The following is a 22395-nucleotide window of genomic DNA, read 5'->3' as shown; positions in this document are numbered from 1 at the left end:
GGAAAGAGAATGGCCAATTATATAAAAGAATTACGTGAAAAAGTAGGACATGATTATGTTTTCTTAAACTTTGCCGGTGGTTGTGTATTTAATAAAGAAGGAGAAGTATTACTGCAAAAAAGAGGAGACTTTAACGCTTGGGGATTTCCAGGTGGTGCAATGGAGATAGGAGAATCAGCTGCGGAAACTGCAATCCGAGAAATAAAAGAAGAAACCGGGTATGATGTAGAAATAAATGAGCTTATTGGAGTGTATACAAAATATTTTCAATCATATCCAAATGGAGACAAGGCCCAGTCAATTGTGATGTTCTTTTCATTCTCAATAGTTGGAGGTGACAAAAAAGTAGATGGTGATGAAACGTTGGATTTGAAGTTTTTCCCGTTAGACGACATGCCACCGTTATTTTGTAAACAACATGAAGATTGCCTGCAAGATTTATTGGAGAAAAGAGTAGGGGTATATCGTTAACATATAAAAAAGAAGCTAAATGAAGATTAGCTTCTTTTTTATGTTTCATTTATTTCCACCAATCATCAAACATTGACGCTGGTACTTGTCTTTTATGCTCACTCACTGTGTAACGTTTTTCAATTTTCTCTGCAACGTCAGCTGGAACTGCTTTACCTTCTAAATAATCATCTAATTGATCATAAGTAATACCTAACTCTGTTTCATCAGCTTGACCTGGTTTTTCATCTAATAAATCAGCTGTTGGCATTTTTAAGTACAGTCGCTCGTCTGCACCTAACTCTTGTAATAATGCACGTCCTTGACGCTTCGTTAATCCCGTTAATGGTAATAAATCTGCACCACCATCTCCGAATTTTGTAAAGAACCCTGTTACAGCTTCTGCAGCGTGATCTGTTCCGATAACAAGTAGCCCTTTTTGTCCACCAATTGCATATTGAGTAACCATACGGATACGTGCTTTCACGTTACCTTTATTGAAATCTGTTAATGATTCACCCAATAAGTTTTCATATTGATTTGAAAAAGCATCAACAGTTGAAGCAATATCAAATGCAACAGATTGATCTGCTTGAATGAATTGTAATGCTAATTGTGCATCATCTTCATCTTTTTGTACTTTATAAGGAAGACGCACGGCGATAAACGTTGCATTACCACCTTCGTTACGAATTTCTTCAACTGCAAGTTGTGCTAAGCGTCCTGCTAATGTAGAGTCTTGTCCGCCGCTAATACCAAGTACAAATCCTTTTGCACCTGTTTTTTTTACATAATCCTTTAAGAAATCAACTCGTTTACGAATTTCAATTTTTGGATCAATTACAGGCTGAACATGTAATGCTTTCATAATCTGTTCTTGTAATGTCATTATGTTTCCTCCTATTCATATTAAAGCGGTAATTAAGTTTATATGTATAATGGTACATACTTCTATCCTTTATTATTTCGCAAAATTAACGAATATACAATAGGATGTGTGTATGAATATGAATGTAGTCATTATAAATAAAGTACTACGTATAAGCAATTTTTTTAAACCTTTCAAAAATGTAAGGTTTTTGTCATTTGAATCGATGGAAGGTATTTCCGCACTTTACTAATATAAAAACATAGATAGTAGAAGGGCGGAGAAGTAATATGAACATTAGAGAACTAGCATATCGGAATGTAACCCGAAATAGACGGACATACTCAGCCTATTTTTTGAGTAGTGCATTTGCAATTATGGCCTTTTTTGTGTATTCATTTTTTGCGTTTCATCCGGCATTAAGTGCAGGAGAATTAGGTCAGTACGTATTCGTAAGTATGTCTTTTGCACAGTCTATTATTTACTTATTTACATTCTTCTTTATTTTATATTCGATGGGAATGTTTTTAAAAACGAGAAAGCGTGAACTAGGGATTTTAATGATGTTAGGTATGACGAAATATCAATTAAAGCGTCTAATCTTTTTTGAAAATATTATGATTGGAATAGGGGCAATTATTTTTGGTATTCTTTCAGGTATGTTATTTTCAGGGGTATTACTATTTTTCGCTCCGATGATATTGAAACTAGATATCTCCTTATCCTATTACATACCGATGAAAGCAATTGTTGTAACGAGTATTATGTTTTTTATTTTATTTATGATCATATCATTGTTTAGTGCAGGAATGATTCGTAAAAATAAGATTATGAAGTTGTTTAGAGGATCGGCAGAGGCGAAACCGGAACCGAAAGCATCAATCATTTCTTCCATATTAGCAGTAGTATTGCTTAGTGCTGGCTATGTAGGAGCTCTTCTATCACATGGAGCAATGGTATTTATTATGATGATTCCTGTTACAACGGTAGTTATTATTGGGACGTATTTGTTGTACAAGCAGCTGAGTGTCTTTATTATTCGATTATGTAAAAAAAGTAAACGTTTCTATTGGACACAGACTAATATTATTACGTTATCAGATTTAGCGTATCGCATGAGAGATAACGCAAGAATGTTCTTTATTGTAACCATTATTTCTACTGTAGCATTTTCCGCAATAGGGACATTAGTTGGCTTCGCATCCATGACGAAAGGGATAATGGAGAGACCGATTTCGTTTCATTACCATTCTAAGCAAGGGAATAGTAACGAATCACAGCATATACAAATGATTGACAAAGGATTAAAGAAACATAGTATAGCAGCTTCAAAAACTAATATTTCGACAAAGAAAACGGAGGAACAGTCGTTAAGAAGCGCCATTTTTATAAAAGAATCAGACTATAAGAAATATGCAAAGTTAACAGAAGAACCATTTAATACTGTAGCAAATAAAGAAGTTGTATTTTTGTCAGCTAATATACCAGGGCCAACGATGAAAGAAAGAAAAGAAATTACTTTACCTAATATGAATGAAAATTTAAAAGTGAAAAAAGTTACTTCATCTTCATTGGGGAAAATATTAAGAGGAAATGTTTATGTAATCTCTAATAGTCAATATGATTCATTACAAGATGGGTTTATAGAGACAAAAGATTATATGTATAAAACTGAAAGAACGAAAGATGAGATTGAAATTGGTAAAGAGCTTACGCATCAAATTAAACCGTATCAAGAATATTCAACGTTTAGTGCGGAAGAGTACGAGCAAAACCAAAGTTTACAAATTGCAGGACCGATTTTATTTGTAGGTTTCTTTATAGGTATAGTATTTTTCGTTTGCGCAGGAAGTTTCCTTTACTTCCGTTTATTCTCCGATTTGGAGGATGATGTTCGTTTGTTCGAAATGATTCGTAAAGTTGGATTGACAAGTAGGGAATTATCGAAGGTAGTTACAATTCGATTGGCGCTTTTATTCTTCGTTCCAATTGGTGTTGCAACATTACATGGAGCAGTAGCCTTAACGGCGTTAGGGCAAATGTTTGAGTACTCATTGTTTAAAGAAAATACAGTTGTATTAAGTATTTTCATAGTTATTCAAGTTGTATACTTCTTACTTATAAGATCCCGTTATGTAAAACAATTAAAAGAGAGATTACGTATGCATTAAATGTGTTTTTTTAACTCGAGTACAAAATTTTCTAAAAAGAGGCAAGTATTGTCAAAAAGTGATAAAATGGAAAAAGCGAGGTGAAAAAATTAATAGAGAGTAAGGGGGGAGAAATATGAAAGCAACAGGAGTTATTCGAAAAGTAGACGAATTAGGACGAATTGTTATCCCTAAAGAATTACGCGATGTATTGGGAATACAAATCAAATCACCGCTTGAAATTTTTGTAGAAGCAGATAAAATCATTTTACAAAAATATCAACCTTACAATGCTTGCCAAATCACAGGTGATGTTTCAGGGCAGAATATTACATTAGCAAATGGAAATATTACAGTTGGCATAGAGGGAGCGGAATATTTAGTAAAAGAAATAGAAAAGTTTTTAAACAAGAGTGAGGTTTAGTCTTAATTTATATTATTTTTCAAATACATATCATTCTTTTAAAAGACTGTAAGAGGACCATTAATTGGTCCTCTTATTTTGGTTAGTAGTTGAACGACTCGGGTTGTTACTTCCTACAAATCATAGGGAAAATAAAGAAGTATTATAGAGGTAGTAAATGATGTTGAGAAATATTTGAAAAGAAGGAAAACAAAAAGAATAAAACGAATGTTACATTTACACGTATTCAAAAGTGGTCTGAAATGAAAATAATACATTTTCAGGAGGGATTACGATGAGTAGTACAGTGAATAAACAAAAAGGTATACAATTGATTCCGTTTACCGTAAATAAGGTGGTAGAACAAGTAAATGAAATTCCACCAGGTGTACAACTGATTCACGCTCCGCAAGTATGGGAAAAGAGTGTGAAGGGGCAAGATGTAGTCGTTGCCGTATTAGATACAGGGTGTGATACTAATCATATAGATTTAAAAGATCGTATTATCGGCGGAAGAAATTTCACAAAAGATTATGAAGCTGATCCAAATGTGTATCTTGATAATAACGGACATGGTACTCATGTTGCGGGAACGATTGCCGCGACTGAAAATGGTGTCGGTGTATTAGGAGTTGCACCACTTGCTAAAATGTTAGTATTAAAAGTTTTAGCGGGAGATGGTTCTGGAAGTTATGAGCAAATTATTGAGGCAATTCATTATGCTGTAAATTGGAGAGGGCCGAATCAAGAGAAAGTGAGAATTATTTCAATGTCACTTGGTGGTCCGCAAGATGTTCCAGAATTACATGAAGCAATTCAAAATGCGGTAAAGCAGGATGTTCTCGTTGTATGTGCTGCTGGAAATAATGGAGATTGCGATGATGAAACAGAGGAACTAGACTTTCCGGGTGCGTACTCCGAGGTAATTGAAGTTGGTGCCGTTAATTTAGAGCGGAAGATTGCATGTTTTAGTAATTCAAATCAAGAAATTGATCTAGTAGCGCCAGGTGATGAAATATTATCTACGTATCCAGAAGGAAAATATGCTGTGTTAAGTGGAACTTCCATGGCGACGCCGCATGTTGCTGGAGCGCTCGCCTTGCTCATTAAACAGTGTGAGAAAGAATACGGTCGAAAGTTATCGGAGCCGGAAATATATGCACAACTCATTAAAAGAACTGTACCTTTAGGGTACGAACGTACATCTGAAGGGAATGGATTAATAGATTTATTAAAAGAATAGCCATATTAAAAAAACATCTCATATGAATATGAGATGTTTTTTTAATATGGCTCTGTCGCATGTAATACAACTTGTAATAAACCTGGGAATCTAGCGTTTAAATCTTCTTCACGAATTGAAATGAAACGTTGTGTTCCTTCAAGGCGCGTGTACATAACACCTGACTCACGTAAAACTTTGAAATGGTGAGATAAAGTTGATTTTGCAACAGGGATGTTTAAAGCACCACAAGATTGTTCATTTTTCTCTAGTAACATATTTACAATTTGTAAACGAATTTGATCGCTAAGTGCATATAAGACAGAAGAAAATTGAATTTCTTCTCGATTTGGATGATAGAGTGTACGCATATTTCACCTACTTGTATAAGTTAAGATATTTGCACTATAACATATAAAGTGGTATATTTCTATTGTTCGAATATATTCGAACAATAGAAATATAGGGGGAGAAAAAATGAAGTATATAAAATTGCAAAAGGCAGGATTAAATATTTCAAAGTTGGGTTTAGGTACAAATGCAGTAGGGGGACATAATTTATATGCTGATGTGAATGAAGAAGAAGGAAAGCGATTAGTAGAAGAAGCTATTCAGCAAGGGATTACATTTTTTGATACAGCAGATTCATATGGTTTCGGTAGATCGGAGGAATTAGTAGGAGAAGTATTAAAGGGAAAACGTCATGAGTTTATACTTGCTACAAAAGGTGGAATTCAACCGTTGTTAAATGGAGAAACTTATATTAACAATGAACCAAGTTATTTAAGGAATGCTGTGGAAAATAGCTTAAGAAGATTACAGACTGAATATATTGATTTATATTATTTACACTTTACAAATCCTGAAACAAGTTACATAGATTCAATCGGAGAGCTTACTCATTTAAAAGAAGAAGGGAAAATTCGTTCAATTGGAATATCGAACGTAAACATAGAACAATTAAAAGAGGCGAATCAACATGGTCATATAGATGTTGTACAATCTCCATACAATATGTTAGAACGTACAGCTGAGGAAGAACTGTTGCCGTATTGTATAGAAGCGGGTATTTCATTTATTCCATATGGGCCTCTTGCTTTTGGAATATTAGGCGGAAAATATACAGAAGATTTTAAATTAAATGAAGTCGATTGGCGTCAAAATGTAAATCTATTTGAAGAAAATACATATAAGAGTAATTTTAAGAAAGTGAATAAGTTAAAAGGGCTAGCTAAAGAAAATGATATTGAAGTGTCTCATTTAGCGTTAGCATGGTTATTAAATAAAGAAGGGATTGATACTGTTATACCTGGTGGAAAGCGGGCAGAGCAGGTAAGAGAAAGTGTGAAAGCGGTAGATGTTGCATTGAATGAAAGAGTCATGAAAGAAATCCAATCTATTTTAGAAGATTAGTTAAACAGAGGGAGAGTACCCTCTGTTTATATAAGGAGAAGGTCTAAATGAACAGAGTACTAGCTGTATTTTTTATGATAATGTTTATGATCGGTACAGATACTTTCTTAATTTCACCACTGTTGCCGACATTGCAACAGGCGTATCATGTTTCAACTGAGTTGTCAGGATGGATGGTGAGTTCGTATGCTTTAGGGTATGCTGGATTTGCACTTGTGGCTGGTCCTATATCAGATGGATTAAACAGAAAAAAAGTAATGGTACTAGGTATGAGTTTTTTTGCAATAAGTACGTTTTTTTGTGGAATTGCACCGAGTTTTTTATGGATGCTAACATTTAGATTTTTAGCAGGTGTAAGTGCAGCTTTTGTATCTCCACAAGTGTGGGCATCTATTCCGCTCCTTATAGAGAAGAAGCAAATTGTGAAAGCAATTGGGGTTGCAACAGCAGGGTTATCAATCTCTCAAATTTTAGGGCTGCCACTGGGAGCTTATTTAGCAACGATACATTATACAATTCCATTCTATTTCATTGGTATATTATCAGCACTACTTGTCATTCTTATTTATGTTGTATTACCAGAAATACAGTCGGTTCATATAGGTGGAAATAAAAAAGCGATTTTACAGCGTTATAAACAATTACTTACAGATTCAAAGGTTTCACTTTCTTATTTTGCATACTTTGTTTTTCAAACCGGAAATTTTGCTGCATTTTCATTTTTTGGTGTATGGCTTTCCATTCAATTTGGCTTACAAGTTGATGAAGTAGGTACAGCTATGCTCGTATTAGGATTAGGAAATTTAATTGGTAATATTTTTGGTCCTAGAATCGTAAATAAAATTGGTTATAACCTTTCTTTCTATGGTGGAATTATATTTACAGCAGTGCTATATGTATTACTTCCTCATGTAAAGAACATTGTATTGGTGGAGTTATTGTTCTTTGCTTTATTTTTTGTGACAGGAATTTTGTTTGTATTAATGATGAGGCACTTACAAAACATGTCTAGTGTAGCAAGAGGAACAGGAGCCGCGCTTGCAAATGCTTCTATGTACATTGGTCAAATGATTGGTGCGGCAATAGCTGGAATGTTATTTGCAATATCTCACAATTTTATACTTATAGGTAGTTTTACTGCGTTACTATATATAGGAGCTTTATTTTTGTTTAGAAAAAGTGAAAAAATTACTGAAAATAGTGAAACAGGAATTGCATCATAAAGCTTGTATAAATATTTCGCAAATCAGAATTAATAAGAGTGTGAATACATGAATGTGCTTTTAATTAAAGTGGTTACTAAAAGTATAGAAATAGTAGAAGAAATGTATTGTAACAAAGTTATGAGGAATCAAAAAATAAAAATCCCTATAAAGATAGGGATTTATATATCGGCATATAGTTCCTTGGAAAAGGATATACTTAGTTTAACATATAGGAGTACTTATAATTGTGAAATAGATGTGAAAGTAATGTGAAAAGTATTGTAATAAAAAGCACTGTTTTAGCTAATGTAGCTAAAACAGTGCTTTTCTCTTTGATTGAACAGTTGCAGCATTTTCATCATGTATACCTGCATCTTTTATAATTCGTTGTTTTGCTTTATTTAATAGATGGTTTACTGCTTCGCCAAAATAGTTAGCTTCGCTTTTTGTGCGGGCTTCTCGTAAACATTTATAGTTTTCTAGCAGTTCCTCTTTTTCGGAGTTTGTTAAGAAATCTTCTATTTTCTTTTTTGTCATACGAAACACCCTTTCTCCTGACAAACGACGCAATAGAAAATATTTATTTCTCATTATAACAATAATTTTAAAAGAAAGTATACACTAACGTCGCAATAATTTGTCAATTTCTTGAATCTTCTCATCAGCTTTCCCAATTTGCGTATTTTTAGCCTGTTCGCCACCAAGAGCTTGATGTAGTAAAAAAGTTTGACCGGAAATAGCAGTTACAATGGATACTTTTATAATTTCTTTTATTGCGGTGACATCGAATAAAACGAGCCCAAGAAGTGCGGCTAGGCTACCAGTAAAAATATCAGTTAAAAATCCAAAATGAAAAAATGTTTTCAAACGGCGTGGAAGCAATAACTTACCTTGGTTATTGATTAGATGGGAAACGAAGCCGGTAATGCCACCAACGAGAACAGCGGTTAGCCATTGATACATCTCCATCGAATCCACTCCTTTTAGTGAATAAGATTCGATTATTTTATATTGATTCCTTTTAATATTTCATATAAGCATATTGAGAAAGTTTGTTTGGGTATAATTTGTATTCAAATTAATTGTAACAGAAAATTTAGATATATTTCAGTCTATTATATGAATCATTTTTACAATAATATGAATGCAGAAAGGGGTGCGTGATATGAATATAGATTATCGAATAAGAAGTGTAGATGGTTATACAAAAAAAATAGGGGAATTAGTAAGCCTGCTTGAGCATACGAGAGCTGTAACATTAGGCGAAGTAAAAAATTTATCAGTTGAGCAATTAGATTTAATTATGCAAAGCAGCGGAAATTCAATTGGCGCCTTATTAAAGCATATAGCAGCTATTGAAAAAGTTCATCAGCTTATTTCATTTCAAGATCATGAATTTACAAAAGAAGAATTAGAAATATGGGAAGATGCACTGTATTTAGGGGAAGCGGGTAGAGCAATCCGTGGTCATGAAATACAATATTATGTACAACTTCTACAAAGTGTTCGAGAAGAATCTCTGAAGTATTTAAGTGAACAAGGTGATGAGTGGCTCATGTTAGAAAGAAAGTGGCCTAACTATGGTTTCATGTGCTAGAAGATGAAATTAGTCATCGAGGACAAATTAGAATGCTCAAAAACAAGTTATTTGAAAATTACGTAAAATAATGTAGCTTTTTATAGGAGAATTCCATATAATGAGAATAATTAAAATAAGAACGGGGTGATGTATTATGGCGAAAATAACTTATATGAATAATCAACCAAATACAAAGGTGGATGGAAAGGGCGATATTATATAAGGTAATTCGCAATCCTTCCACTTAGTACAAACTAGGGAGGATATTTATTTGAATCAAAATATTTTAGAATCTTTCGGCTGGGATTCATTTTTTGAAGAACAAGTTACAGAGAAAAATTATGAAGTAGGTCGTATTTTACTTGAGCATAAGCATATATATCGCATTATTTGTAATGATGGTGAATATATGGCAGAACTGTCTGGGAAGTTTCGGCATGAAGCGGTTACGAAAGGCGATTATCCAGCAGTTGGTGATTGGGTGTATATAAAGAAATTAGAAGATGAAAAGAAAGCGATTATTCATCGTATTTTCCAGCGAAGAAGCTCTTTCTCAAGACAAGAGGCTGGAACAAGAACAGAAGAACAGATTATAGCAGCAAATGTAGATTATTTATTTTTAGTGAATGCACTTAATCATGATTTTAATGTTAGAAGGATGGAACGTTATTTATTATTAGCGTATGAAAGCGGCGCTATGCCAGTTATTGTTTTAACAAAGAGTAGTATATGTAATGATGTGGAAGAGAAAATTGTAGAAACGGAAGCTATAGCAATTGGTGTTCCTATTTTCGTTGTTGATAGTTTAGAGCATACAGGTATAGATTCGTTGAAACAATTCGTTTCTTCAGGGAAAACAATTGCTTTAGTTGGATCATCAGGGGTAGGAAAGTCAACTTTGTTAAATGCTTTAATAGGAATTGATGTAGCAAAAACGGGAGATATACGTGAAGAGGATAGTAGGGGGAGGCATACGACAACGCATCGAGAATTATTCCAATTGCCTAGTGGCGCTCTCGTTATTGATACGCCTGGCATGAGGGAATTGCAACTTTGGGAAGGCAGCGAAGCGATTCAAACAGCATTCTCTGATATTGAAGAACTTGCGACAACATGTCGTTTCCGTGATTGTAAGCATGAGAATGAACCAGGATGCGCGGTGTATAGTGCAATTGAAAACGGACTTATTACGATAGATCGTTTGAAAAGCTATAAAAAATTACAAAGAGAACTGGCGTATTTTATGAGGAAACAAGATGCCATCCTTGCCAGAGCAGAGCGTGATAAATGGAAGAAAATTTCTAAACAACATAAAAAAATGTAAAAACCAAAGGGGCCCCTTTGGTTTTTTCTATTTGTAAATTTTATAATAATATTATTCATATATATAGACAAAGGGAAATTAATTGTTTAAACTTTACAAAGTATTCACCATAATAGGTTATGAAAATAATAATTAAGGAATGGGAAATATTCATAATTAACTCAATTTAACTTTTAAATTTGAAAATTAGGAGGTTCATAATGGGTAAACTATTAAATTTGTTTCGTGATATGAAAGTAGCAAAAAAGCTATTAATTTCATTCTTTGTAATTTTAATTGCAGCCGTTTCTATAATCGGGGGCATGTCTTATCAAACTGCTAAAAAGAATTTTGAATCACAAATTACGAGTAGTGCTAACGATAATATAAAAATATTAGATAATTTAATCAATCAAATGATTGAAGCAAAATTTAACGATGTGAATAACTTTGCACGAGTAATTCAAGGGAATATGTATCAAGGGGATAATCAGGATGAGCTAAGAAAGACGTTATCTCAGTATATCAATTTGAATATAGATGTTGAACAAGTGTATGTTGCCGGTAATGATAAGAAATTTGTACAGGAACCAAATATACAAATGGCAGCAGATTATGATCCAACAACACGACCTTGGTATAAAGATGCAGTGGCAAAACAAGGTGGTATTGTTGTTAGCGAGCCATATAAGGCAAAAGGAAATGGACATATTGTCGTAACGATTGCAAAACAAACAGAAGATAAAAATGGGGTTGTTGCGCTAGATTTAAGTTTAGACAATTTATTAAAAACAACAAAGTTAATCAATATTGGTAAAAAAGGATATGCCTTCATTTTAGATGGAAAGCAAAAAATCATTGCTCATCCACAAGAAAAATCAGGGGATAAAGCAGCTGATTCTTGGGCAAAGAAAATTTATGAAGATAATCATGGTGCTTTTACATATTCTTATGGTGGTAGTGAAAAGAATATGGTATTTGCTACAAACGTAAAAACAGGTTGGAAAATTGGTGGGACGATGTACGCAACTGAAGTAATTGAAGCTGCTCAACCTGTATTTTATAATATGTTAATTGTTATGCTTATTTCGTTAGTAGTAGGTGGAGTACTTATTTATTTTGTGACACTTTCAATTACGAAGCCTTTAAAGAGATTAGTTATCACTTCTAAAGAAATAAGTGAAGGGGATTTAACGCAAACAATTGAAATTCATTCTAATGATGAAATTGGTCAACTTGCGAAAGGTTTTAACGAGATGACAAATTCATTACGGACGTTAATTGGAAGGATTAACACTTCGGCAGGACATGTTGCAGCAGCATCAGAAGAACTAACTGCAAGTGTAAGACAAGCGAGTGAAGCAACTGAGCAAATTACAACAGCAATGGATGAAATATCAAGTGGGGCAACGACGCAAACAACAAGTGTAGAAAATGGTGCTATGTTACTGTTTGATGTAACGGAAGGAATTCAGCATGTAGCAAATAGTTCATCATCTATTAATATCGCTTCTGCTCATACTCGTGAAAAAGCAGAAGATGGTGGGAAACTAGTAGGAAGAACAGTAAACCAGATGCAGTCTATTGCAGAATCGGTTTCACAATCAGATGCTGTTATACAGTTATTAAATAATAAATCAAAACAAATTGGTGATATATTAGAAGTAATTCAAAACATTGCAGATCAAACAAATCTTCTAGCTTTAAATGCGGCAATTGAAGCTGCAAGAGCTGGTGAACATGGAAGAGGTTTTGCAATTGTTGCAGATGAAGTACGTAAATTGGCAGAGCAGTCTAGCATATCTTCCAGTGAAATTAGTAAATTAATAGGCGAAATACAAGACGATATGGGTAAGACAGTCAAATCAATGAATCATGTAAATGAAGAAGTTCAATCTGGACTTGTTATTGCAAATGAAACAAAGCAAAATTTTGCTGAAATTTTACAATCTACAAATGAAATAGCTAATCAAATTAAGACGATGGTTGAAACGGCTAATGGAATGTCAAAAGGGGCAAATGAAGTATCTATTTCAGTAGGACAAATTGCAATGACAGCACAAAATAATGCGACAAGCACACAAAATGTTGCGGCTTCAGCTGAAGAACAGCTAGCTTCGATGGAGGAAATTGGATCAGCGGCGGGTACGCTATCTCAAATGGCTGAAGAGTTGCAAGTATTAATTGAGAGATTTAAAGTTTAATAAAGAACAGACTACCCCTAGTAGCATTATGACACTAGAGGGTAGTCTGTTTTATTATGTAAAATCAAATGGAGATGTAAACTTCCTTTATGACGTTTAAAATGGTATTTTGTATAATATTTGTCGAAAAATAGAGGTATTTGTTAGCTTTGTGTATAATTATTAACCTATAGAATACAAATAAAAGGAGAGTATTATGGGAGTGTATTGGGGGACAAAAAGACATTCTTGGCTTAGTTACGTCTCATTTTGGCTAAGTATTTCATTTTTTATTGTTTTTCTAATTGAAGTGTTTATATTAAAAACACTTTCGAATAGCTCGGTGCAAATTGTTAAATATTTTTATTTTATACTTGTACCAGTAAATATTTTTCTTAGTTTAAAGTTACTATTTAAGAAAAATGAAAAGAAAGCGTTACCTATTTTTAGTTTCATTGTCTCATTATTATTTGCAATTTTAATAATCGTATTAGTTTTAGCAGCTATAGGGAAGTTCTTTTAAGGGGAGTGGTATAAGTCACTCTCCTTTTTTATTTGTGGTAGTCTTACTATATGTAAAAGTTGTGAATGCTGTGAGCTAATAAAAGCGGAGAGTAGACAATATTTGCATGGATTAAAGTCTGTCGTTATTTGAACTTATAAGAGTGTATGGAGTAATGAGGTAATATACATAATAATGGAGATAGAATTAGTTATTTTATAAGTGTGTATGAAGCAAATGAATACGGTAAGAACGGTGATATATGGTACAATAGCTATGGATAGTGATAGAGATAAAGGGTATATAAAATACTCATCGTTTTTTAGTAAGAGAGGGGTTATCTTATGCTATACGAGGATTTGGAGACATTATTTCAAACAGCTCCGAAAGAAGATAGAGGCGGATGGAAATATATAATCCAAGAACAAAATGATACATTTAAAATTGATGATGAAATACTGAAAAATCAAATGAGTGTCGAATTGTATTTTAATGAATACGATGAGGTGAAAATCACTTTATATAAAGATGGAATTCCCATTACGACTATGCAAAAAATTACGATTTCAAAAGTTGAATTAGACGAAGATGAAGAAGGTATTCAATTTGTTTTAGAACGCATGCCTAGTCGAATGATTCGGTTGCAGTTAAAGCCGTATTTAGCATTAGAAATGGGACTGTACTGGGAAGTATGTGATGATTGTGAATGAACATAAAAAAGCATCCAATAACATGGATGCTTTTTTATGTTTTTTGAAGTTGTTTAAACGCAATGATTGGAAGTATAACAATACTTACCCATCCGATGATAGGATATAGAATGTGAAGTAAGTCACTGTAACCGATGTAACTAAAGCAATAACTAATTAGTAAAATGAAGAAAATAATATTGTGATTCTTCCACCCAGTAATAGATTGCATCTGTTTTGTCATTCCGAACACATTACCAACTAAAGTTGTGAAAACTTCACCGAAAATAATGAGGACGAAGAAGAAGTGAAAAGTTGCATTAAATCTTCTTATGACTTCAGCCATTGGGATGTTATATTGATAAAATTGATCGACTGATAAGATTGCTAAATGGCTGCATAATAAAATTAAAGAAAGTCCAGCACCACCTAAAATCCCACCCCAAAAAATGGCTTTTCGATCCTTTACTTCACTGGCTAATGGGACGAGAACACTTTGGGCGAGAGAAAGGTTTAAGGCGACATATGTAATAGGGCTAGTAATCCATTTCATATTCCAGCTCTCTGCAGGAATAGTGTTATTAATAGGAGGTGTACCGTGAAAAAAGGTTGTAATAGCAAGTCCTATAATAAAAATCATCATAATAGGTACGACAAGTGTATTTACTTCAAAAACACCTTGTAACCCGCGGCTACTTATAATGAGACAAGCGATAACTGTAATGAGAATACCGAGTTGTCTTGGTAAGCGAAGTTGCTCTTCAAATACTGCACCAGCCCCTGATAACATAACGCTCGTTACGCCGAATAAAACGAGTAATAATAATGTGTTTACAACATTCCCAAATACATCCCCAAATAAATATTTGTTAAATTCTTGCGCTGAAAATGCCCCGATTTGTGATGAAAGTAACATCATCTTTGTGCCAAGCCAAATAAAAAAAAATCCACTTACACATATGCCAATTGTCCCGTATAATCCATTCACTGTGAAAAATTCAACAATTTCTCGTCCAGTAGCAAATCCAGCTCCAACGACAGTTCCGATATAAGTAGCAGCTACTTTCTTTGCTACTTGCCATTGTTGATTGTCCATGTTATCCCTCTTTCTACTATGATGAGCTTGATGTACTATTATGCATATGTATGAGCTTGGACAATTAGACGTATGAAGTGTTTGAAAAAATACATGAATTAAATGATATTAGGGAAGCATTAAAGGTGTTAAAACTTTGTTACATATAAGCCAATTGTTCGAAAGGAAAGGGAATGTATGGTAAAATGTAATTAAGTTATTAAAAGATAAACATTACAAAATGATAAGAGGAGTGATTGTATGAGTACGAAAACAAATGTTGTTGAAGTATTAAACAAGCAGGTAGCAAACTGGAATGTGTTATATGTTAAACTACATAATTATCACTGGTATGTGACAGGGCCACACTTCTTTACATTACATGAGAAATTTGAAGAGTTTTATAATGAGGCTGGAACGTATATTGATGAGTTAGCAGAACGTATTTTAGCTTTAGAAGGTAAACCATTAGCGACAATGAAAGAATATCTCGCAACATCTAGTGTCAGCGAAGGGACAAGCAAAGAATCTGCAGAAGAAATGGTGCAAACATTAGTGAATGATTATTCTGCACTTATTCAAGAATTAAAAGAAGGTATGGAAGTTGCGGGTGAAGCTGGCGATGAAACATCAGCTGACATGCTGTTAGCAATTCATACAACATTAGAACAGCATGTATGGATGCTAAGTGCATTCTTAAAATAACGATAAATATATAGAAACCCATTGAAAAATTATTTCAATGGGTTTTTTTATGATTTTTCAGTTTTCTTTTATGCTATAATATAGTAAAAAGGAGGCGATGCGATGTTTCGCTTTTTCAGAACTGGAAAAGAAGAGCGGGAAATTACGAAAGATGAATTAGAACAAGCGATGGCTCAGTTTTTAGAAACGAATGCTAATATCGTTTATACAGTATTAGTAAATGATGATTATACAGTAAATTATGATTTGTTAAAACCATATTTACCTGCATTTCCAACAAATGTTTTTCTCATAACGAAGGAAACGCTTGAGGTATTTGAACATACAGCAGAAAATTTAAACCTAGTGAAAGAAATTGATGTCGTACAAAAAGCAGTAGATCAATACGTAACAGAAAAAGAAATGTTCCCAATTGTTGAAGGTAGCGAAGATCGCCTCATATGTGGAATGAAATTAGGACCTTACTTAAATCGTAGCTTAAAAAGAGACTTATATATTTCAGAAAAACATTATTTAGTTTCAAGTAAACCAGATAGAAAAAAACAAAAGAGTGGGTAGACGTAATGAAAACAACAATACATATATTGTTGTCTTTTTTTGTTTGTTAAAATATTGATTTTTCAGTCTATTCTTATTTATACTAAATGTATTGGACAGGGAAGAGCAACTATTAAGCATCATTCTGAGAATAAGGTATTGTTAGCGTGGGTTATACAAAGTGGTATAAAGATTCGCAAAATAAATATTATAAAAAGTTGCGGGGGAATTGGTACATGAAAAATAGTATGACTTACATTCAATTATTAAATGAAACGTTACGTTGTTATGTAAATAAAGGAAGTTTTGAAGCGTACAATTATATAATGGAAAACGCTACAGGTGTAATAGGGAATGAGGCGCAAATATATAATTTTAAGTATGCACTCGCAAGTGCATCGGGACTTGAAAAAGAAGCATTACATTTAATGAGAGAGGCCATTATAGAAAAGGGATTCTGGTATGGAAATGAGTATTTAATTTCCGACGAAGATTTAAAATCACTACATAAATTTGAAGAATTTCATACAATGGTGCAATTATGTAAAGAAAGAGAAGAATTAGCACATAAAAAGGAAAGACCAGATGTGAAATATATATACAGCAAGAAAGAAGGAAATCTACTACTTACATTGCATGGTAACCAAGAAAATATGCAAATAGTAGAACCATATTGGAAATCTGTTTTGATACAAGATTATACGTTAGCTTTACCACAGTCTTCACAAATTGAGTTTTCAGATGGATTTGTTTGGGAGGATATAGAGAGAGGGAAAGAGGAATTAAAAGAGCATTACAATAAGTTTATAGAAAATCATATAGTAGAAAGTGTAATCATTGGTGGTTTTTCTGCAGGGGCGAGAGTAGCTTTATATACGATTTTACAACAAGATATAAATGTAGATGGTTTTGTTTTTATTGCACCATGGCTTCCCGAGATTGAAGAATGGGATGAGTTGCTAAGAGTGCTGAAGGATAAACATATAAAAGGATATATAGTATGCGGGGATCAAGATGAAGATTGTTTCGAATCCACGCAGCAATTTGTACAACTATTAAGAGAGAAAAATATAGAACATAAGTATAAAGTTGTGTCTGACTTAGATCATGATTATCCTATTAACTTTGAAGAGCTATTAAAAGAAGCTATTGAATATATAGGAAATGAAAACAATAAGTAGTAAGAAAAAGAGATGCATCACATGTGATGCATCTCTTTTTAGAATTATAAATTAAAAGCATTTGCTAGTAAGCGATAAGAATTTAATTTATGTTCAAATTGATGAGTAATCGTGACAATCATAAATTCGTCAGTATTGTATGCTTTGCTTAAGTTTATTATTTTTTCTTTTACAGAAGACGGATCACCAACAATCATACGTTGACGATTTTCTTTTATACGGAATAAATCATAAGCGCTGTATGAATAATTTTGAGCAGTTTCAATAGAAGGTGTACCAGTAGTTCGTTTTCCTTGCTCTAATAATAAGATTGATAAATCTAAACTAGAAGCAATTTTTTCCGCTTCTTCATTTGTTTCTCCGCATATAACAAAGATGGCAACGATTGAATTAGGCTTATCTCCTAAAAATGAAGGCTCATATTGTTCTTGGTAAGCCCTCATAACTTCAGGGCCTCCGAAGCCGTTAATAAATTGTGCAAATGCGAAAGAAGCTCCGTTGTTTGCAGCAATTTTAGCGCTCTCTCCGCTAGAACCGAGCATCCACATTTCAGGAGACGTTGGGATAACTGGAGTGGCTTTTAAGTTTGCATAGTGATGGTTTTCTGGTACTTGATCATGTAAGTACATTGCAACGTCTGCAATTTGTTCTGGGTATTGATCAAGTGAGACCATTTTCCCTTCTTGAAGTGCGCGAGTTGCTATTGGCATACCACCAGGAGCTCTACCAACACCGAGATCGATGCGGTTCGGATACAGTGCTTCTAGAACACGGAAATTCTCAGCAACTTTATATGGGCTATAATGCGGTAACATAACACCACCTGAACCGACTCTAATACGTTCCGTTTTTGCGGCAATATGAGAAATAAGTATTTCTGGACTTGAACCAGCTAAGCTTACGGAATTATGATGTTCGGATACCCAAAAACGTGTGAATCCGAGTTTTTCAACTTCTTGTGCAAGCGTAACTGTATGTGAAAAAGCTTGGGCTGCTGTGCTACCATCTGAAATAGGTGATTGGTCTAATACACTTAACTTGATCATAGAATATACCTCTCAATCTTAATGTACATCCTATTATATATTTACTTATGAAAAATGCGTAGTGAAATGCTCAAAATGAAAAGCGGATAATCTTATTTCCGCTTTTAACGAGAAAATCCGCGTTCGTAATGATTCATTTCGACTAGATTTAAAATATATTCATAGTTGTCAATTTCACGTTTTAGTTGTTCACGTTCTTTTTCAGATAGCTTCATATTGCTAAGTTTTTTACATAAGCTTTGTTTCTTTAATTCTAAATGTTTTTTTGTAGCATCGTAGTCATAAGTATGTTTCATTTTTAACCACTCCTTCTTTGCAATTGCTATATTATACGAAGTATAAAGAAAAGTGAGATCTGTCTCTTATGTACTTTTAGTGAATATTCAAATTGCAATGGTGTTATGTTTATGGGGATTTATGAATAAAATGCACTAAACCACTAACGTCCATTTGATGAAGTAAGGGGTGGAATTGTGCAGAAAGATATAATGTATAACACTGAAATGGATGAAGCGTTAAAAGTTATAGATAAAGGATTGAAGAAGACGATAAGCCCAAAACAGATTATTGTAGTGGGAGCTGGTATGGCTGGGTTAGTTTCAGCATCTTTATTAAAGGCTGCAGGACATGATGTGAAAATTTTTGAAGCAAATAACCGGGTAGGTGGCCGTATAGAAACAGTGAGAATGGAAGATACCGGATTATATTTAGATGTTGGAGCAATGAGGATTCCGTATTCGCATACATTAACGATGGCATATATAAGAAAATTTGGGCTACAGGTGAGACCTTTTATTAATAGGAATGAGACGGATATTATATACGTAAATGGACGGAAAACGACGTTAAAACAATATGAAAAAGATCCAAGTATTCTAAGATATCCTGTGGAAATGAATGAAGTTGGAAAAACGTCAGAGGAATTATTAATGTTAGCGGTACAGCCCATTATAAATTTTATAAAAAAGAACCCAGAAAAAAATTGGGATATTGTTGTAAAGGATTTTGGAAGATACTCTACTGGACAATTTTTAAAGTATCATCCTTATCAGTATAATACTTACTTTTCGCCAGTAACAATTGAGATGATTGGTGTTCTATTAGATTTAGAAGGTTTTTTGGAACGATCGTTTGTAGAGACTTTACGCTTTCTATACATTATGCAAGAGGAGAGCGGATTTTGTGAAATTGTGGGCGGGAATGATAGATTGCCAAAGTCATTTTTACCGCAATTAGAAGAAAATATTATATATAATCAAAAATTAATGAAGTTACATCAACACGATAATGGTGTGACAGCTTTCTATCGGAACGAGGAAACTTTTGAATATAGTAGTATTACAGGAGATTTAGTTATTGTTACCATTCCGTTTTCGACAATGCGTTTTGTAGAAGTAGATCCGTTTGATTCTATATCTCATGAAAAATGGAAAGCAATTCGTGAATTACATTATATGCCTGCAACGAAAATAGGAATTCAATTTAAAAGCCGATTTTGGGAAGAACAAGGACAATTAGGTGGCAGAATTATAACAGATTTGCCAATTCGTTATGCCTATTATCCAAGTTATGGAATTGGGGAGAAAGGACCGGCTATGATGTTAGGTAGCTATACATGGTCTTATGACGCGTTGTTATGGGATGGTTTATCAAAAGGGGATCGTATTTATTACGCATTACACAACTTAGCAACAATATTAGGTGGTCAAGTGTATGATGAGTTCATATCTGGAATTTCAAAAAGCTGGACATTGGATCCGTATGCGCTTGGAGGATTTGCACTTTTTCAAGCAGGTCAAGAATCTGAGCTGCAACCAGCGATTGTCAAACCAGAGGGGAGAATATTCTTCGCTGGAGATCATACAACGCTATATCACGGATGGATTCAAGGTGCGATTGAATCTGGAATTCGTGTAGCGGTGGAAGTGAATGAGTAAAAGGTTTTTAATTCAGAAAATTCTTTACCATATAACTTGAGATGGATATTATTATATATAAAAGAAATATAGGGAGTGTTTACAGTGAATCCGTTATTATTCGATTTTCCTTCTGAATTTTATACTGACAGGCTTTTTATTCGAATGCCGAAACCAGGAGATGGTAAAGTTGTATATGATGCAATTCAGGCTTCAATACAAGAACTAAAACCTTGGATGATGTTTGCACAAAAAGAGCAAACAGAGCAAGAAGTAGAAGAAAGTATTAGAAAATCACATATTCAATTTTTGCAACGTGAGGATTTAAGATTACTAGTATTTTCGAAAGAAACAGGTGAATTTATTGCTTCAGCCGGATTACATCGTATTAATTGGGATATACCTCAATTTGAAATCGGATATTGGATTGATACAAGGTTTAGCGGAAAAGGCTATATGGTAGAGGCTGCGAAAGGTATAACGGATTACGCTTTTTCTGAATTAAAAGCAAACCGTGTAGAAATTCGTTGTGATTCTTTAAATAAGAAGAGTAGAGCGATACCTGAGAAATTAGGGTTTAAGTTAGAAGGTACGTTAGAAAGTGCGAGTGTTGCGGTAGATGGAAACGGATTAAGGGATATGTGTGTATTTGCCATGACTAGAAATACATATGAAAAAGAAGAGCTGTAAAAAAACAGCTCTTCTTTTTATGCATTATGGTACAGGATGTCCATTAGAGCTTTCGAAAATTGTAAACCATTGTTGACGGTCTAAGTTAACTTTTGTAGCAAGAGCGGCAGTTTTTACGCGATCTAATTTACCAGAGCCAACGATTGGCATCATATTAGCTGGATGAGCAAGTAACCAAGCATACATAACCGTATCGATACTAGAAACACCTAGCTCAGTAGCAACTTTTTGCACAGTTTCACGTACACGTACGGCGCGTTCTGATTGACCAGTAAAAATCTCCCCACCAGCAAGAGGTGACCAAATCATTGGATTGATTCGTTTTTCTTGGCATAAATCAATTGTCCCTTTTTCAAAATGCTCAAGCTGTAATGCAGAAACTTCAATCTGGTTCGTAATAAGTGGGAAATCTAAGTACGAACTTAACATATTAAATTGTGAAGGTAAGAAGTTAGATACACCGAAGTGACGAACTTTCCCTTCTTGTTTTAATTGTGAAAATGCTTTTGCCACTTCATTTGGATCCATAAAAGGATCGGGACGATGAATAAGTAATACGTCAATATAATCTGTATGTAAATTTTTAAGTGATGCTTCTACACTTTGCATAATATGCTCTGTACTAGTATTGTAGTGAGCAACATATCGCTCTGGAAATTTCGGTGATGGGGGAGCGATTCCACACTTTGTAATAATTTGCATGTTTTCTCGTAAGGAAGGCTTTAATTGTAAAGCTTCGCCAAATAACCCTTCACACGTATATGCGCCGTAAATATCAGCGTGATCAAAAGTAGTAATTCCCATATCCATACAATCTTCAATGAAAGAAAGTAATTCTTGTTTCGTCATATTCCATTCTGCTAAACGCCAAAATCCTTGAATAATACGAGAAAATTCTAGCGTCTCAGCCATTTGAACTCGCTCCATTATAAGTACCTCCTAGAAGAATAATAATGTTTTGAAAAGGCTTTCTTACTACATGTTATTATATAGTTAATTAGGTGTACAGACAATAAATATGTTTTGCTATAAAAACGATTTTTTCTATCATGCCTTTCGAGAGGACTCCCATCTCTAAACGTAAATGAAGGTGGTGAGGTGAATCGAAAGAAATATTTTATTTTTGAGAAAAAAACGGAAACGTATGTTCTTTTTTGCTATAATATCCTTAACAAGGAGGTGAATAAAATGACAAAGGAAAATCCGTCAAACTATAAAACTCTTCAAATTTGGATTAAAAAAGGGCATCGTATGTATTCTTATTTTCAAGAATGTTGT

The 22395-nt window shown here is 33.8% G+C and carries 24 protein-coding genes and 1 pseudogene; 17 read left to right on the top strand and 8 right to left on the bottom strand.

What is annotated here, in order from left to right; all coding sequences use genetic code 11:
- Positions 1-9: 9 nt before the first annotated feature.
- The gene (locus EBQ15_RS24315; RefSeq protein WP_000024999.1) at positions 10-471 is read left to right on the top strand and encodes an NUDIX hydrolase; all 462 of its coding nucleotides are present in this window, start codon (positions 10-12) and stop codon (positions 469-471) included.
- 49 nt (positions 472-520) lie between these two features.
- On the opposite strand, the gene nadE is transcribed toward EBQ15_RS24315, so the two are convergent.
- On the bottom strand, positions 521-1339 hold the full coding sequence (gene nadE, locus EBQ15_RS24310) for an ammonia-dependent NAD(+) synthetase (RefSeq protein ID WP_000174891.1): 819 nt from the start codon (positions 1337-1339) through the stop codon (positions 521-523).
- 269 nt (positions 1340-1608) lie between these two features.
- Here nadE and EBQ15_RS24305 point away from each other — a divergent pair, with 269 nt between their 5' ends.
- From EBQ15_RS24305 to EBQ15_RS24295, 3 genes are all read left to right on the top strand, one after another.
- Complete coding sequence (locus EBQ15_RS24305) at positions 1609-3489, top strand: ABC transporter permease (protein ID WP_001025982.1); 1881 nt, start codon at positions 1609-1611, stop codon at positions 3487-3489.
- 115 nt (positions 3490-3604) lie between these two features.
- Positions 3605-3892, top strand: a complete 288-nt coding sequence (locus tag EBQ15_RS24300) for an AbrB/MazE/SpoVT family DNA-binding domain-containing protein (protein ID WP_000648325.1) — start codon at positions 3605-3607, stop codon at positions 3890-3892.
- Positions 3893-4166: 274 nt separating this feature from the next.
- On the top strand, positions 4167-5114 hold the full coding sequence (locus EBQ15_RS24295) for a serine protease (protein WP_000099756.1): 948 nt from the start codon (positions 4167-4169) through the stop codon (positions 5112-5114).
- Between the two features lie 41 nt (positions 5115-5155).
- Here the strand turns inward: EBQ15_RS24295 and EBQ15_RS24290 are convergent, their stop codons facing one another.
- Positions 5156-5464 (bottom strand): ArsR/SmtB family transcription factor, encoded by a 309-nt coding sequence (locus EBQ15_RS24290; protein ID WP_001259906.1) that lies wholly within the window; start codon positions 5462-5464, stop codon positions 5156-5158.
- 106 nt (positions 5465-5570) lie between these two features.
- On the opposite strand from EBQ15_RS24290, the gene EBQ15_RS24285 reads away from it, so the two are divergent.
- The 3 genes from EBQ15_RS24285 to EBQ15_RS31920 are packed head-to-tail and all read left to right on the top strand — an operon-like array spanning position 5571 to position 7984.
- Complete coding sequence (locus tag EBQ15_RS24285; RefSeq protein WP_000874082.1) at positions 5571-6506, top strand: aldo/keto reductase; 936 nt, start codon at positions 5571-5573, stop codon at positions 6504-6506.
- 47 nt (positions 6507-6553) lie between these two features.
- Positions 6554-7729 (top strand): MFS transporter, encoded by a 1176-nt coding sequence (locus EBQ15_RS24280; protein ID WP_001082487.1) that lies wholly within the window; start codon positions 6554-6556, stop codon positions 7727-7729.
- Positions 7730-7777: 48 nt separating this feature from the next.
- Complete coding sequence (locus EBQ15_RS31920) at positions 7778-7984, top strand: hypothetical protein (RefSeq protein WP_001101742.1); 207 nt, start codon at positions 7778-7780, stop codon at positions 7982-7984.
- Positions 7985-8023: 39 nt separating this feature from the next.
- On the opposite strand, the gene EBQ15_RS24270 is transcribed toward EBQ15_RS31920, so the two are convergent.
- Complete coding sequence (locus EBQ15_RS24270) at positions 8024-8248, bottom strand: hypothetical protein (RefSeq protein WP_000162602.1); 225 nt, start codon at positions 8246-8248, stop codon at positions 8024-8026.
- Positions 8249-8332: 84 nt separating this feature from the next.
- On the bottom strand, positions 8333-8680 hold the full coding sequence (locus EBQ15_RS24265) for a DUF4257 domain-containing protein (protein ID WP_000426317.1): 348 nt from the start codon (positions 8678-8680) through the stop codon (positions 8333-8335).
- A gap of 196 nt (positions 8681-8876) precedes the next feature.
- Here EBQ15_RS24265 and EBQ15_RS24260 point away from each other — a divergent pair.
- The 5 genes and pseudogenes from EBQ15_RS24260 (at position 8877) to EBQ15_RS24240 (ending at position 13988) form a co-directional block, all read left to right on the top strand.
- Positions 8877-9379, top strand: a pseudogene (locus EBQ15_RS24260) (DinB family protein).
- A gap of 182 nt (positions 9380-9561) precedes the next feature.
- Complete coding sequence (gene rsgA / locus EBQ15_RS24255; RefSeq protein WP_001073077.1) at positions 9562-10614, top strand: ribosome small subunit-dependent GTPase A; 1053 nt, start codon at positions 9562-9564, stop codon at positions 10612-10614.
- A 200-nt stretch (positions 10615-10814) separates the two neighbouring features.
- Positions 10815-12797, top strand: a complete 1983-nt coding sequence (locus tag EBQ15_RS24250; RefSeq protein WP_000517294.1) for a methyl-accepting chemotaxis protein — start codon at positions 10815-10817, stop codon at positions 12795-12797.
- Positions 12798-12993: 196 nt separating this feature from the next.
- A complete protein-coding gene (locus tag EBQ15_RS24245) occupies positions 12994-13299 on the top strand; it encodes a hypothetical protein (protein WP_000539571.1) in 306 nt (101 codons plus the stop codon).
- Positions 13300-13622: 323 nt separating this feature from the next.
- Positions 13623-13988: a DUF3979 family protein gene (locus EBQ15_RS24240; RefSeq protein WP_000965058.1), complete on the top strand. Its 366-nt coding sequence runs from the start codon at positions 13623-13625 to the stop codon at positions 13986-13988.
- Positions 13989-14022: 34 nt separating this feature from the next.
- Here EBQ15_RS24240 and EBQ15_RS24235 read toward each other — a convergent pair whose 3' ends face one another.
- Positions 14023-15063: a YkvI family membrane protein gene (locus EBQ15_RS24235; protein WP_000370203.1), complete on the bottom strand. Its 1041-nt coding sequence runs from the start codon at positions 15061-15063 to the stop codon at positions 14023-14025.
- Positions 15064-15303: 240 nt separating this feature from the next.
- Here EBQ15_RS24235 and EBQ15_RS24230 point away from each other — a divergent pair, with 240 nt between their 5' ends.
- From EBQ15_RS24230 to EBQ15_RS24220, 3 genes are all read left to right on the top strand, one after another.
- Positions 15304-15747 carry a Dps family protein gene (locus EBQ15_RS24230; protein ID WP_000105199.1) on the top strand — a complete coding sequence of 148 codons (444 nt, stop codon included), beginning with the start codon at positions 15304-15306 and terminating at the stop codon, positions 15745-15747.
- A gap of 102 nt (positions 15748-15849) precedes the next feature.
- The gene (locus EBQ15_RS24225) at positions 15850-16305 is read left to right on the top strand and encodes a DUF3939 domain-containing protein (RefSeq protein ID WP_000488206.1); all 456 of its coding nucleotides are present in this window, start codon (positions 15850-15852) and stop codon (positions 16303-16305) included.
- Positions 16306-16520: 215 nt separating this feature from the next.
- Positions 16521-17465 (top strand): alpha/beta hydrolase, encoded by a 945-nt coding sequence (locus EBQ15_RS24220; RefSeq protein ID WP_000798332.1) that lies wholly within the window; start codon positions 16521-16523, stop codon positions 17463-17465.
- A 44-nt stretch (positions 17466-17509) separates the two neighbouring features.
- Here the strand turns inward: EBQ15_RS24220 and EBQ15_RS24215 are convergent, their stop codons facing one another.
- Together EBQ15_RS24215 and EBQ15_RS24210 are read right to left on the bottom strand one after the other, a co-directional pair.
- Entirely contained in the window at positions 17510-18511 is a 1002-nt protein-coding gene (locus EBQ15_RS24215; RefSeq protein WP_000594049.1) for an LLM class flavin-dependent oxidoreductase, read from the bottom strand.
- A gap of 104 nt (positions 18512-18615) precedes the next feature.
- Positions 18616-18807, bottom strand: a complete 192-nt coding sequence (locus tag EBQ15_RS24210; protein ID WP_000683360.1) for a DUF3896 family protein — start codon at positions 18805-18807, stop codon at positions 18616-18618.
- Positions 18808-18984: 177 nt separating this feature from the next.
- On the opposite strand from EBQ15_RS24210, the gene EBQ15_RS24205 reads away from it, so the two are divergent.
- Together EBQ15_RS24205 and EBQ15_RS24200 are read left to right on the top strand one after the other, a co-directional pair.
- The gene (locus tag EBQ15_RS24205) at positions 18985-20448 is read left to right on the top strand and encodes a flavin monoamine oxidase family protein (RefSeq protein ID WP_001168113.1); all 1464 of its coding nucleotides are present in this window, start codon (positions 18985-18987) and stop codon (positions 20446-20448) included.
- Positions 20449-20532: 84 nt separating this feature from the next.
- Complete coding sequence (locus EBQ15_RS24200) at positions 20533-21117, top strand: GNAT family N-acetyltransferase (RefSeq protein WP_001068740.1); 585 nt, start codon at positions 20533-20535, stop codon at positions 21115-21117.
- Between the two features lie 24 nt (positions 21118-21141).
- Here EBQ15_RS24200 and EBQ15_RS24195 read toward each other — a convergent pair whose 3' ends face one another.
- A complete protein-coding gene (locus EBQ15_RS24195) occupies positions 21142-22044 on the bottom strand; it encodes an aldo/keto reductase (RefSeq protein WP_000442785.1) in 903 nt (300 codons plus the stop codon).
- Positions 22045-22395 lie beyond the last annotated feature (351 nt).

It is taken from the genome of Bacillus sp. 2D03 (genome assembly GCF_003946765.1).
GTDB classification, from domain to species: Bacteria; Bacillota; Bacilli; order Bacillales; family Bacillaceae_G; genus Bacillus_A; species Bacillus_A cereus.
Note: the sequence above shows the minus strand (reverse complement) of the source record. Positions and strands in the feature narration are given on the sequence as shown.

Excerpts from the sequence above, each read along its gene's own strand:
- EBQ15_RS24315 (WP_000024999.1), top strand. The coding sequence starts at position 10 with ATGGCCAATTATATAAAAGAATTACGTGAAAAAGTAGGACATGATTAT.
- nadE (WP_000174891.1), bottom strand. The coding sequence starts at position 1,339 with ATGACATTACAAGAACAGATTATGAAAGCATTACATGTTCAGCCTGTA.
- EBQ15_RS24305 (WP_001025982.1), top strand. The coding sequence starts at position 1,609 with ATGAACATTAGAGAACTAGCATATCGGAATGTAACCCGAAATAGACGG.
- EBQ15_RS24300 (WP_000648325.1), top strand. The coding sequence starts at position 3,605 with ATGAAAGCAACAGGAGTTATTCGAAAAGTAGACGAATTAGGACGAATT.
- EBQ15_RS24295 (WP_000099756.1), top strand. The coding sequence starts at position 4,167 with ATGAGTAGTACAGTGAATAAACAAAAAGGTATACAATTGATTCCGTTT.
- EBQ15_RS24290 (WP_001259906.1), bottom strand. The coding sequence starts at position 5,464 with ATGCGTACACTCTATCATCCAAATCGAGAAGAAATTCAATTTTCTTCT.
- EBQ15_RS24285 (WP_000874082.1), top strand. The coding sequence starts at position 5,571 with ATGAAGTATATAAAATTGCAAAAGGCAGGATTAAATATTTCAAAGTTG.
- EBQ15_RS24280 (WP_001082487.1), top strand. The coding sequence starts at position 6,554 with ATGAACAGAGTACTAGCTGTATTTTTTATGATAATGTTTATGATCGGT.
- EBQ15_RS31920 (WP_001101742.1), top strand. The coding sequence starts at position 7,778 with ATGAATGTGCTTTTAATTAAAGTGGTTACTAAAAGTATAGAAATAGTA.
- EBQ15_RS24270 (WP_000162602.1), bottom strand. The coding sequence starts at position 8,248 with ATGACAAAAAAGAAAATAGAAGATTTCTTAACAAACTCCGAAAAAGAG.
- EBQ15_RS24265 (WP_000426317.1), bottom strand. The coding sequence starts at position 8,680 with ATGGAGATGTATCAATGGCTAACCGCTGTTCTCGTTGGTGGCATTACC.
- EBQ15_RS24250 (WP_000517294.1), top strand. The coding sequence starts at position 10,815 with ATGGGTAAACTATTAAATTTGTTTCGTGATATGAAAGTAGCAAAAAAG.
- EBQ15_RS24245 (WP_000539571.1), top strand. The coding sequence starts at position 12,994 with ATGGGAGTGTATTGGGGGACAAAAAGACATTCTTGGCTTAGTTACGTC.
- EBQ15_RS24240 (WP_000965058.1), top strand. The coding sequence starts at position 13,623 with ATGCTATACGAGGATTTGGAGACATTATTTCAAACAGCTCCGAAAGAA.
- EBQ15_RS24235 (WP_000370203.1), bottom strand. The coding sequence starts at position 15,063 with ATGGACAATCAACAATGGCAAGTAGCAAAGAAAGTAGCTGCTACTTAT.
- EBQ15_RS24230 (WP_000105199.1), top strand. The coding sequence starts at position 15,304 with ATGAGTACGAAAACAAATGTTGTTGAAGTATTAAACAAGCAGGTAGCA.
- EBQ15_RS24225 (WP_000488206.1), top strand. The coding sequence starts at position 15,850 with ATGTTTCGCTTTTTCAGAACTGGAAAAGAAGAGCGGGAAATTACGAAA.
- EBQ15_RS24220 (WP_000798332.1), top strand. The coding sequence starts at position 16,521 with ATGAAAAATAGTATGACTTACATTCAATTATTAAATGAAACGTTACGT.
- EBQ15_RS24215 (WP_000594049.1), bottom strand. The coding sequence starts at position 18,511 with ATGATCAAGTTAAGTGTATTAGACCAATCACCTATTTCAGATGGTAGC.
- EBQ15_RS24210 (WP_000683360.1), bottom strand. The coding sequence starts at position 18,807 with ATGAAACATACTTATGACTACGATGCTACAAAAAAACATTTAGAATTA.
- EBQ15_RS24195 (WP_000442785.1), bottom strand. The coding sequence starts at position 22,044 with ATGGAGCGAGTTCAAATGGCTGAGACGCTAGAATTTTCTCGTATTATT.